Source organism: Mesorhizobium sp. WSM4310, from assembly GCF_007003935.1.
In the GTDB taxonomy this organism is placed as follows: domain Bacteria; phylum Pseudomonadota; class Alphaproteobacteria; order Rhizobiales; family Rhizobiaceae; genus Mesorhizobium.
The window spans coordinates 43,778-54,483 of record NZ_VFTA01000037.1; the positions used below are offsets into that span (position 1 = coordinate 43,778).

A 10,706-nucleotide genomic window follows, 5' to 3' on the forward strand; every position below is an offset into this window, starting at 1 on the left:
GGATCGCAAGCCGAAGCACGCGGACCCGACTGCGCGGCATTCTCCGGCGGGACGCCTTTTTCAGCCCGGCATCTTGTCATTTGCTGCAACGCACCCCATCATGAGGATGTGTTCAACAAATCGAAAGGAGGTGATCCGATGTCGAGTGATTTCGTTTTCCAGAACGTGGCCTCAGCGGATTGCACTTTCGGGAAGCAGTCTTCCCGTTAAGGCGCGAGATGCGCGGCAGGTAGCCCGAAGGGGTTGCCGCCACAGGCCGCGCCATGGACGGAAACACGGAAGGCCGCCGGCTTCGAAAGAAGCGGCGGCCTTTTCCGTTGGGCCAATGTCGCCGGAGGCCACGGCGGTTCACTTGGCGATCGTCAGCCGCTCGATGTTCTGCACGATGGCATTGAACGCTTCGTTCAGTTCGGGACCCGTAGCCGCCTCGTAATAATGTTTCAGGGTGGACGTGTCCGCTGTCGAGCAGCCCTGGAGCACGCTCTTTGCCTGATCCCGCTCGGTCGATGTCATCGACGGATCGTCGAGATCGAAACCTATGGTGAAGATCTCGATGCCGTCGCGCTTCATGTTGTCGCAAATGCTTTCGGCATTGCTTCGCGACATCTGACCGGCATTCTGCGATCTGGGTGCGCTTCGCCCGCCGGCGAACGCCGTGTTGAACTGGCCGTCCGTCATCAGGATCGCGACCTTGCCGACCTTTCTGTTGTCGAAATTGGCGGGACCGGTGCCCAGCCGGGCGTTGACAATGGTCGAGCGCCAGGACGGCGAGAGCATGTAATAGCCCCATTGCACGGCGATGCCGCCGGCGGTCACGCCCGCCGCCTTGAAATCAGCAATCGTGTCGAGCAATTTCTGTTTGTCGGCTGTCAGCGGAATGAGCTCCGGCGTCGGGCAGGTACCCATGCGATCATCGCGGTTGACCTTGGCGAGATACTCCTGGTTCTGGTTGTTCCTGCGCAACTCGGACGGCCCGTCGGACGAGTAATCGGCATAGCCATCCTTGTCCTTGCGCTCGGTGGCGCATTTGTCGGGCCGCAGGGTCACGGATGAGCCAACCGGGATCGGTGCACCCGCTGATGGCACTGGTGGTGGCAGATTCGAGCCCCCTGCCTGCTCGACGAAAACGCTGTCGGCGAGGCCGCCCGTATTCACCGCTTCGGCATAGGGAACAATGGCCACGCGCACGCGCGGATTGTTCGGGTCGATGTTGTTGTCCAGCAGATTTTCTACGGCGGTTGAAGCGGCGGCCTGCAGGTCGCCGATCTTGTCGGTCTTTGCCCACCAGTTGGCGGCCATCGATCCTGTCACATCGAGCATCATCGCCACTTCGATGGTCTTGTCCGAATAAAGCGATGTCGTCGACGCGGTGACGCGTTTCGTATTGCCCATGCCGAAAACTGGGAAGAACAGGGCGACATCGACATGGGCGTCCGCCTGCACCGTGTTGGCGGTCCTGTCGACGATAAGCTTGTCGAGCACTATTTGGTCGGGCTGCAGAATGCCCGCCGTGCTGTTGGCCACGAGAAAGTTCTGCACCGCCTTGTTGGCGTCGGCCTCCTTGATGACCCCGGTCGTCAGGTCGCGGGCCGTCGATGTCACCGCGGCGTCGATCACCCCTTGCAGGCTCGATTTGGCGTTGTAGAGCTGCGAGATGTCGACCGAGAAGCCTGCGGCCAGCGCCAGGACCGAGGCAGCAAAGCTGAACAGGATCGCGAAATTTCCACCGCTGTGTCTGGCGAACCCGCCGACCGCTGTGAACAAGACCCCCGTAATTTCGCATCCAACAGCCTCCGCTTGCCTCGGCCTCGTCGCCGCAATGAGGGCAATGCAGGATTCCAGCCGGAAGCCGCTCGTCAGGCGCCGGAACCGAGCCCCTAACCTTCAACCTTTTGTTTTTGTTGGACTTCGGCTGTGTCGAAGGTGAATGACTGGTAAACAAAAAGTCGCGGCATCAGCCGCGTTTACGGACTGCTTACCATGCTTGAATCGAGGCTATCGCGGACTGCTTCGCACCGTCCTGATGCGGCACATGCCTTCTGTGCCGCAACGGGCCAACTGTACCGAGATAGCCGAGTAAGTTGGGGCGCGAACGGAATCAAAATGTGTTGAGATTCAGGTCAGGCCATTTGCGAGCCGGCATCACCTGAATATCAACATACCTTAGGCCAGCATCTGTGCGCTGGCCGTCCTGTCGATACCGTGATGGGGCGGATTGAACAGATTGCCTTCCTGCTCATAGGTCCACACCTTGAACAGGCTGAGCCGGTGTGGACCAAAACTGTGCAGCAAAGGCACGTCGGTGGCGTCGCGGCCGCGCGCGATGACGACACGACCGGTCCTAGGCCGGTTGTGGCGTGGATCGAACGTGTACCATTTGCCGTCGACGAACACTTCCATCCACGCCGAGAAATCCATCGGCGCCGGATCGATCGGCACGCCGATATCGCCGAGATAGCCGTTCACATAGCGCGCCGGAATGTTCATGCAGCGGCAGAGCGTGATCGCCAGATGGGCGAAGTCGCGGCAGACGCCGACCCGCTCCTCATGCGCCTGCGCCGCCGTGCGGGTCGAACGCGCATAGCCATAGCCGAACGACAGCCGGTTGTGGACATAGTCGACGATCGCCTGCACCCGTGCCCAGCCGGAGGGAAGATGGCCAAACAGCTGCCAGGCGAGACTACTGAGGTGATCGGTCTCGCAATAGCGGCTGCCCAGGAGATAGATGAGCACATCGTCGGGTAATTCGGCCACCGGCACTTCCCGGGCCAGCGTGTTGACCTCGTCCGTCTCGCCACTGTCTTCGATCACTGCGTCATAGAGGATGCGAAAGGCGCCGGCTGGTGCGGTGAAGCGGCGGCAGCCATTGCCATGCAGGTCATGGTAGAGCTTGGTCGGCACCGAAGGCGAGGTCAGCACCCGGGTCTGCCGCTTGATGTCGGCTTGCCTGTCCTTGTGGATCTCGAGCAGCGAAATCACCGGTGTGGCCTCTGCGCACTCAATGGCGATTTCGTAGCCGAGCCGGATCAGCATCACAGGTCCCCTTCGATCGTCATGGAAAGCAATGCCGTTCCAACGTCGCGAGATGGCTGTGGTTCCCTGGACCGCCGCAAAATACGCCCTCGTGCCTTTCCATGCCCGCGCCTTGACGTTACGGTTGGGCAGCCCTCCCTCGACACGCTCCCCCGACTTCAAGGAAAATCATGTTTGCTGGCAGAAAATTCGCGGCCTTCCTTTTCGACATGGATGGCACGCTCATCAATTCCATCGCCTCGGCGGAGCGGGTGTGGAGCGATTGGGCGCGCCGCCATGGCCTCGACGTCGCCGCCTTCCTGCCGACGATCCACGGCGTGCGGGCGATCGAGACCATCACCAACCTTGCCCTTCCAGGCGTCGACCCGGCGCATGAGGCCGACCTGCTGCTGAAGGCCGAGGCCGCCGATCTCGACGGCATTGTCCCGATCGCCGGCGCCGTGGCGTTTCTCAAGGCGCTGCCGGGCGAAAGCTGGGCGATCGTCACCTCGGCGCCACGCTCCCTGGCGCTTGCGCGCATGGAGGCTGCCGGCATTCCTGTCCCCGCGGTCATCGTTGCGGCTGAAGACGTTTCGCGTGGCAAGCCGGCCCCCGACTGTTTCCGGCTTGGCGCGCAACGGCTCGGCTTCGATGCGCGCGACTGCCTGGTGTTCGAGGATGCTCCGGCCGGCATCGCGGCGGCCGAGGCCGCGCAAGCCGCGGTCATGGTGATCAGCGCCACGCATTCGCACCCACTGCCAACGCTGCATGCCGCGATCCTGGGCTATGACAATGTCGGCATCACCATCGACGAGCGCGGTTGGCTGGCGCTTGAGGCGCAGCGCAACGCCGCTTGAGACCAATCCCTAAAAGTCGCTGGTCAGCCCTTTGACTTCCCAGTCGCCATAGCGGCCGGGTTCCTTGCCGCCACGGCCGCCGACTTCCTTCGGCAGCGCGGCTTCCTTGCTGCGATAATCCGTACGCCGCGCCTCGGCCTCGGCCAGCGCCCGCTGTGCGGCGGGCGACAGGTCTCTTGGCGGCGCATCGTCGTTCGGGCCGGCTGGCGTTTTGCTGGTCTGGTCGGTCATGCGATAGTCCCGGCAGATTGAAATGGGGGCAGGTGTTTCCCATCATATAGCCATGAACTCACGACGATCGACCCCTTTTTACCACCACGACAGGAGCAGACGATGAACACCCTTCGCACCGCCATGCTTCTGGCCGCGATGACGGCGCTGTTCATGGGCGTCGGCTTCCTGATCGGCGGTTCGGGCGGCATGATGATCGCCCTGCTGATCGCCGCCGGCACCAATCTGTTCAGCTACTGGAACGCCGACAAGATGGTGCTGTCGATGAACCGCGCCGTCGAGGTCGATGAGAAGAACGCGCCGGAATATTACGCCATCGTCCAGGGGCTGGCCAAGCAGGCCGGGCTGCCGATGCCCAGGACCTATCTGATCGACAACCCGCAGCCCAACGCCTTCGCCACCGGCCGCAACCCGCAGAACGCGGCGGTCGCCGCCTCCACCGGGCTGCTGCAGCGGCTGACCCATGAAGAGGTCGCGGCCGTGATGGCGCACGAACTCGCCCACGTCCAGCACCGCGACACGCTGACCATGACCATCGTCGCCACCTTCGCCGGCGCCATCTCGATGCTCGGCAATTTCGCCTTCTTCCTCGGCGGCAACCGCGACAACAACAACCCGTTCGGTTTTGTCGGCGTGCTGGCGGCGATGATCGTGGCGCCCTTTGCCGCGATGATCGTGCAGATGGCGGTCAGCCGCACCCGCGAATACGAGGCCGACCGGCGCGGTGCCGAAATCTGTGGACACCCGCTGTGGCTGGCATCGGCGCTTGACAAGATCGCCCGCGGCGCCGAACGCATTCCCAACCCCGATGCGGAGCGCAATCCGGCGATGGCCCATCTCTTCATCATCAATCCCCTGCACGGCGAGCGCATGGACAATCTGTTCTCCACCCACCCGAGCACTGAAAACCGCATCACCGCATTGCAGGAGATGGCACGGCAGATGGCGGGCGGCAACCAGGCCGCCCCGCGCCCGACGCCAGCGCCTCGGCAGGCCGGGGAACAACAGCCGTCCGGCCCGTGGGGCCAGGCCCCTCAAGCGGAACAGCCGGCGGAACCGGAAAGGCCTAAGGCCAACCCATGGGGGCGCAATCCGACCGGACCCAAAGGCCGATGGTCGTGAGCGTGGCGGGATCTCGACGCGCAGGCTCAGGCAATCAGGATCATAGAGACGGCGGCGAATTCGTCGCCGGTCTCGCCGCCCGCAAGGCGGCGGCGCGGCTGCTTGCCGCTGTCATCGATGCCAGGACTCCGCTCGACGGACTGACCGACCACGAAAACGGCCATCCGCAATACAAGGCGCTCGATTTGCGCGATCGTGGCCTGGTGCGGGCAATCCTGGTCACCGCGCTGCGCTTCCGCATGACCATTACGGGTCTGCTGGCGCGGCGCCTGGAAAAGCCGCTGCCGCCCAACGCCACCGCTTTGTCGCATATGCTGCATGTGGCGGCCGCGCAGATCCTGTTCCTCGACATTCCCGACAGCGCCGCCGTCGACCTTGCGGTCACCCACGCCAAGTCCGATCCGCGCACGCAGCGCTTTTCCGGTCTCGTCAACGGCGTGCTGCGCACGCTCGCGCGCGCCAAGGAAACCGAACTGCCCGCCGCTCTTGCCGCGACTGATGAAGCTCCAAAATGGTTTTCCGACCGGCTGAAGGCTGCCTATGGCGCCGATAAAGCGAAGCTCATTCTCGCCGCGCACCGGTACGAGGCGCCGGTCGACTTCTCGGTCAAGGCCGATCCCGAACTCTGGGCCGAAAAACTCGGCGGCATCGTGCTGCCGACCGGCACGGTGCGCGTGCAAAATCTTGCCGGTGCCGTCACCGACCTGCCCGGTTTCGCCGAAGGTGCCTGGTGGGTCCAGGATGCCGCGGCCAGCCTGCCGGCGCGGCTTTTCGGCGATGTCGGCGGATTGCGCGTCGCCGACCTCTGCGCCGCGCCCGGCGGCAAGACCGCGCAGCTGGTCCTGGCCGGCGCCCGGGTCACCGCCGTCGACACCTCGAAAAACCGGCTTGGGCGGCTGGCGCAGAATCTCGACCGCCTCGGCCTCTCGGCCGAAATCGTCCAGGCCGACTTGCTCAAATATGAGCCCACGGAGCTGTTCGACGCCGTGCTGCTCGACGCGCCGTGCTCGTCGACCGGCACGGTGCGCCGGCATCCCGACGTGCCATGGACCAAGACGGCGGCCGATGTCGAAAAGCTCGCCGACCTGCAAAGGCGGTTGCTCGCCCGCGCCGTCACGCTGGTCAGGCCCGGTGGCCGGATCGTCTTTTCCAATTGTTCGCTCGACCCGCTCGAAGGCGAAGGGTTGCATCTGGCGTTTCTGAAGGAAACGCAAGTGGTCGTCGATGATCCGCTGCGGCAAGGCGAGATCGCCGGCATCGATTCGTTCTTGACGCCACAAGGCACGCTGCGCACCACGCCGGCCGACCTCGACCTCGGCGCGCCGGAACGCTCGGGCCTGGACGGCTTCTTCGCCGCGCGCATGCGCCGCGCCGGCTAATGCATGTCGCCCAAAAGTGCGTAGCGGTTTTGGGATAACGACATGCATGGAACAAAAAGCAAGTCGCGTCGCGTCCGGCCGGCGGGTGCGGCGCTATTTGACTTAACTCACAGGATTTGCTGACTTTTTTAGGGAGAGTATAGGCCCCCGGACCTATACCCAGGAATTCGCCTTCGCACGACTCGTTCATTCATGTAAACTCTGCGCCGGGGTAGAGGACGGACCAGGAGGGCTTTTGGCACTGGCTGCCAGCAACACGACGCGTCTGTGGACGCTTGTCGCGAAGGAGTTCTGGCGCAAGACGCGCCGGCGTTTGCGCGCCGGGCCGGTCTATCGCTGGCGCTATTCCGGCCGCACGCCCGAACGCGTGCTGATCGCACCGCCGGACCTGCGGCTGGCCGACCCGCAGATCGCGCTCGAGATCTATTACGGCCGCTATCCCTTGTCGGGGCACCTGGTCGAAACCGGCGGCAAGTCGCCCTTCCAGATCAACGTGCCCAATCACGGCTGGCAAAAGACGCTGCATGGCTTTCGCTGGCTGCGCCACATGCGCGCCGCCGGCACCGAACTTGCCGCCGCCAATGCGCGTGCCCTGGTGTCCGACTGGATCGCCATGCACGGAAACAACATTGCCGGTATCGCCTGGGAGCCCGGGACGACGGCGAAGCGCGTCATCGCCTGGCTGCAGCATTCCTCCGTCGTGCTGCAGGGCGCAGAGTTCCCCTTCTATCGCGCCTTCCTGAAATCGCTGGCCGTCCAGATCCGCTACCTCAGGTCGATGGCGCGCGAAATGCCCGACGGCAAGGACCGGCTGCGCGCCCGCATAGCACTTGCCTTCGCCGCGCTTTCCCTGCCGGCGCCGGCTTCTGCGCTGCGCGGCGCCACCCGCAACCTCGCCGAGGAACTCAACCGCCAGATCCTCGCCGATGGCGGCCATATCTCACGCAATCCGATGTCGGTGCTGGAAATCCTCGCCGACCTTTTGCCGCTGCGCCAGACCTACGCCAACCAGGCGGAGACCCCGCCGCAGGCACTGATCGGCGCCATCGACCGCATGCTGCCGGCGCTGCGCTTCTTCCGCCACCAGGATGGCAGCCTCGCCCGCTTCAACGGCATGGGCGCCACCATCCATGACCGCATCGCCACCATATTGCGACATGACGACACCGCCGGCGCGCCGCTGCTGCACGCGCCGCATTCGGGCTATGAGCGGCTGTCGATGGGCGGCGTCACCGTCATCGCCGACACCGGCCTACCGCCGCCGGTCGATGTTTCCAACGCAGCGCACGCCGGCTGCCTTGCCTTCGAACTGTCGTCCGGCCGCCAGCATTACATCGTCAATGCCGGCATCGACACCTATGGCGCCGCCGAGTTCCGGCCGCTGGCCCGCGCCACCGCCGCGCACTCGACCGCCACCATCAACGACACCTCGTCGGCGCGCTTCAGCCATTCGCTGCGCGTCAACGACCTGCTGGGTTCGCCGCTGATCGGCGGCCCGCAGCATGTGCAGTGCAAGCGCATCGACCAGAAGGGCGTCCAGGGCTTCATCGCCCGCCATGACGGCTACGTCCCACGTTTCGGCTTCCTGCACGAGCGCGAGCTGAAACTGTCGTCGAACGGCAATGTGCTGGCCGGCAGGGACCGGTTCCAGCGCCCCGGCAATGCCGCGATCCGCAACAATGGCCGTGACTTCATCACCGTGCGCTTCCATGTCCACCCCGACATCAACTTGCTGCAGGACGAACATGACCGCCTGGTGCTGACCGCCGAGCAGGCCGACAGCTGGGTGTTCACCTCGGGCGAAGTGGTACCTGAGGTCGAGGAATCGATTTATTTCGCCGGTCTTGGCGGCCCGCGCCGCAGCCGGCAGATCGTGCTTGCCTTCAAGGCGTCCGACATGTCCGAAGTCCACTGGCAGCTGACGCGCACCAGCATCGTCGGCTATCCGGAAAACAACTGATTTGCCGCGCGAAGGCGGCCGGCTCGCTCAAGCCTGCTGCGGGATGCCGAAGGCCTCATAGGTGCTGAGCGTCGGCGGACCGGCGAAGGCGAAACGGATCTTGTCGGCCATCGCCGCCGCCTGACCGCTGCGGTCATAGCGCTCCGCGTCCTCGACAGTGCTCCATACGGTGATTGCCATGAAAGTGTCGCGCGCCTGATGCTGCTGCAGCAGCACGGCGCTGATGTTGCCGTTGGCGGCGCGGATGGCTGGGATCGCCTCGGTTTCGTAGATCGCCCGCAACCGCTCGGTCGTATCCGGTAATGCCGTGAACTGGCCAATACGGACAAATGCCATCAATATTCCTCCATCGCGAGGAGATCAGCCTATACCCGGGGCCGGCAAATTGCATATCAAACCGCCGAATGGTGCACGGCGCTTGATTTCCTGATGTCATGTGCTACGGCGCGGGCTTGCCCCTCCAGCCGTGAAAGGCCGCCAGCCCATGGCCGTCGCCGCCAAGAACATTCCCGCCCCGGACCTCGTTCCCGTACGCCGTGCCTTGCTTTCGGTGTTCGACAAGACCGGCCTCATCGACTTCGCCACGGCCTTGGCCGCCGCCGGTGTCGAACTGGTCTCGACCGGCGGCACCGCCAAGGCGCTCGCCGAGGCCGGGCTGGCGGTGCGCGACGTCTCCGAGCTCACCGGCTTCCCCGAGATCATGGATGGCCGCGTCAAGACGCTGCATCCTTCCGTGCATGGCGCGCTGCTTGGCGTGCGCGACGACCCCGAGCATGCGGCGGCGATGCGCAAATACGGCATCGAGCCGATCGACCTCCTCGTCTCCAATCTCTATCCGTTCGAGGAAGTCCGGCGCTCCGGCGCCGACTATGCGGCCATCGTCGAGAACATCGACATTGGCGGCCCGGCGATGATCCGCGCCTCGGCCAAGAATCATGCCTATGTCGCCATCGTCACCGATCCGGGCGACTATGCCTCGGTCCTGAACGCGCTGGAGATGAACATCGGCTCGCTGTCGCTGGATTTCCGCAAGAAGCTGGCGGCCAAGGCCTTTGCCCGCACAGCCAGCTATGACGCGGCGATTTCCAGCTGGTTCGCCGAGGCGCTGGAGATCGAGCATCCGACCTGGCGCGCCTTTGGCGGCCGGCTGGCCGAAGTGATGCGCTACGGCGAAAACCCGCACCAAAGCGCCGGCTTCTACGTCAATGGCGACAAGCGTCCAGGTGTCGCCACGGCGCGGCAGCTGCAGGGCAAGCAGCTCTCCTACAACAACATCAACGACACCGACGCCGCCTTCGAACTGGCCGGCGAGTTCGACCCCAGCCGCTCCGCCGCCGTCGCCATCATCAAGCACGCCAACCCGTGCGGCGTCGCCGAGGGCGCGTCGCTGAAACAAGCCTATGCCAAGGCGCTCGCCTGCGATCCGGTCTCGGCCTTCGGCGGCATCGTCGCATTGAATCGCACGCTCGACGCCGAAGCGGCGGAGGACATCGTGAAGACCTTCACCGAGGTGATCATCGCGCCCGATGCCACAGACGAGGCCGCGGCGATCGTTGCCGCGAAGAAAAACCTGCGCCTGCTGGTCACCGGTGGCCTGGCCGACCCGCGCTCGCCCGGCACGACGGTCAAGTCCGTTGCCGGCGGCCTGCTCGTCCAAGGCCGGGACAATGCCGTGGTCGAGGATCTCGAGCTGAAAGTGGTAACCAGGCGCGCACCGACGCCGGCGGAGATGGCCGATCTCAAATTCGCCTTCCGCGTCGCCAAGCACGTCAAGTCCAACGCCATCGTCTATGCAAAAGACGGCGCCACAGTCGGCATCGGCGCCGGCCAGATGAGCCGCGTCGATTCCTCCCGCATCGCCGCCCGCAAGGCACTCGACGCGGCCGAGGCTGCCGGCATGGCCGAACCGCTGACCAAGGGCTCGGTGGTGGCTTCCGATGCCTTCTTCCCCTTCGCCGACGGTCTGCTTGCCGCAGTCGCCGCCGGCGCCACCGCCGTCATCCAGCCCGGCGGCTCGATGAACGACAAGGACGTCATTGCGGCCGCCGATGAACATGGCATTGCGATGGTGTTTACCGGGGTCAGGCATTTCCGGCACTGAGCACTTTTACCTCCCCTCGATGGGGAGGGTCGGTGCGCGCGCTT

9 protein-coding genes are annotated in these 10,706 nt (G+C 64.6%); 5 read left to right on the plus strand and 4 right to left on the minus strand.

Going from position 1 to position 10,706, the window contains the following annotated elements:
* Nucleotides 1–348: 348 nt before the first annotated feature.
* Entirely contained in the window at nt 349–1,764 is a 1,416-nt protein-coding gene (locus FJV80_RS28785) for a pilus assembly protein (protein ID WP_246689073.1), read from the minus strand.
* Between the two features lie 399 nt (nt 1,765–2,163).
* Nucleotides 2,164–3,033 carry a transglutaminase family protein gene (locus FJV80_RS28790; RefSeq protein ID WP_142878062.1) on the minus strand — a complete coding sequence of 290 codons (870 nt, stop codon included), beginning with the start codon at nt 3,031–3,033 and terminating at the stop codon, nt 2,164–2,166.
* Between the two features lie 170 nt (nt 3,034–3,203).
* Here FJV80_RS28790 and FJV80_RS28795 point away from each other — a divergent pair, with 170 nt between their 5' ends.
* On the plus strand, nt 3,204–3,869 hold the full coding sequence (locus FJV80_RS28795; protein ID WP_095790278.1) for an HAD-IA family hydrolase: 666 nt from the start codon (nt 3,204–3,206) through the stop codon (nt 3,867–3,869).
* Nucleotides 3,870–3,878: 9 nt separating this feature from the next.
* Here FJV80_RS28795 and FJV80_RS28800 read toward each other — a convergent pair whose 3' ends face one another.
* Entirely contained in the window at nt 3,879–4,100 is a 222-nt protein-coding gene (locus FJV80_RS28800) for a DUF1674 domain-containing protein (protein ID WP_095775847.1), read from the minus strand.
* A gap of 102 nt (nt 4,101–4,202) precedes the next feature.
* On the opposite strand from FJV80_RS28800, the gene htpX reads away from it, so the two are divergent.
* The 3 genes from htpX (at nt 4,203) to FJV80_RS28815 (ending at nt 8,561) form a co-directional block, all read left to right on the plus strand.
* A complete protein-coding gene (htpX, locus tag FJV80_RS28805; protein WP_095775848.1) occupies nt 4,203–5,222 on the plus strand; it encodes a zinc metalloprotease HtpX in 1,020 nt (339 codons plus the stop codon).
* The gene (locus FJV80_RS28810) at nt 5,213–6,601 is read left to right on the plus strand and encodes an RsmB/NOP family class I SAM-dependent RNA methyltransferase (protein WP_185975280.1); all 1,389 of its coding nucleotides are present in this window, start codon (nt 5,213–5,215) and stop codon (nt 6,599–6,601) included. The genes htpX and FJV80_RS28810 overlap by 10 nt, the downstream gene beginning before the upstream one ends.
* Before the next feature lie 235 nt (nt 6,602–6,836).
* Entirely contained in the window at nt 6,837–8,561 is a 1,725-nt protein-coding gene (locus tag FJV80_RS28815; protein ID WP_095775850.1) for a heparinase II/III family protein, read from the plus strand.
* Nucleotides 8,562–8,588: 27 nt separating this feature from the next.
* Here FJV80_RS28815 and FJV80_RS28820 read toward each other — a convergent pair whose 3' ends face one another.
* A complete protein-coding gene (locus FJV80_RS28820) occupies nt 8,589–8,897 on the minus strand; it encodes an antibiotic biosynthesis monooxygenase (RefSeq protein ID WP_142878064.1) in 309 nt (102 codons plus the stop codon).
* Nucleotides 8,898–9,045: 148 nt separating this feature from the next.
* Here FJV80_RS28820 and purH point away from each other — a divergent pair, with 148 nt between their 5' ends.
* Nucleotides 9,046–10,662, plus strand: coding sequence for a bifunctional phosphoribosylaminoimidazolecarboxamide formyltransferase/IMP cyclohydrolase (gene purH, locus FJV80_RS28825; RefSeq protein WP_095793997.1), 1,617 nt, complete (start codon nt 9,046–9,048; stop codon nt 10,660–10,662).
* Nucleotides 10,663–10,706: the final 44 nt, after the last annotated feature.

Excerpts from the sequence above, each read along its gene's own strand:
- FJV80_RS28790 (WP_142878062.1), bottom strand. The coding sequence starts at position 3,033 with ATGCTGATCCGGCTCGGCTACGAAATCGCCATTGAGTGCGCAGAGGCC.
- FJV80_RS28795 (WP_095790278.1), top strand. The coding sequence starts at position 3,204 with ATGTTTGCTGGCAGAAAATTCGCGGCCTTCCTTTTCGACATGGATGGC.
- FJV80_RS28800 (WP_095775847.1), bottom strand. The coding sequence starts at position 4,100 with ATGACCGACCAGACCAGCAAAACGCCAGCCGGCCCGAACGACGATGCG.
- htpX (WP_095775848.1), top strand. The coding sequence starts at position 4,203 with ATGAACACCCTTCGCACCGCCATGCTTCTGGCCGCGATGACGGCGCTG.
- FJV80_RS28810 (WP_185975280.1), top strand. The coding sequence starts at position 5,213 with ATGGTCGTGAGCGTGGCGGGATCTCGACGCGCAGGCTCAGGCAATCAG.
- FJV80_RS28820 (WP_142878064.1), bottom strand. The coding sequence starts at position 8,897 with ATGGCATTTGTCCGTATTGGCCAGTTCACGGCATTACCGGATACGACC.
- purH (WP_095793997.1), top strand. The coding sequence starts at position 9,046 with ATGGCCGTCGCCGCCAAGAACATTCCCGCCCCGGACCTCGTTCCCGTA.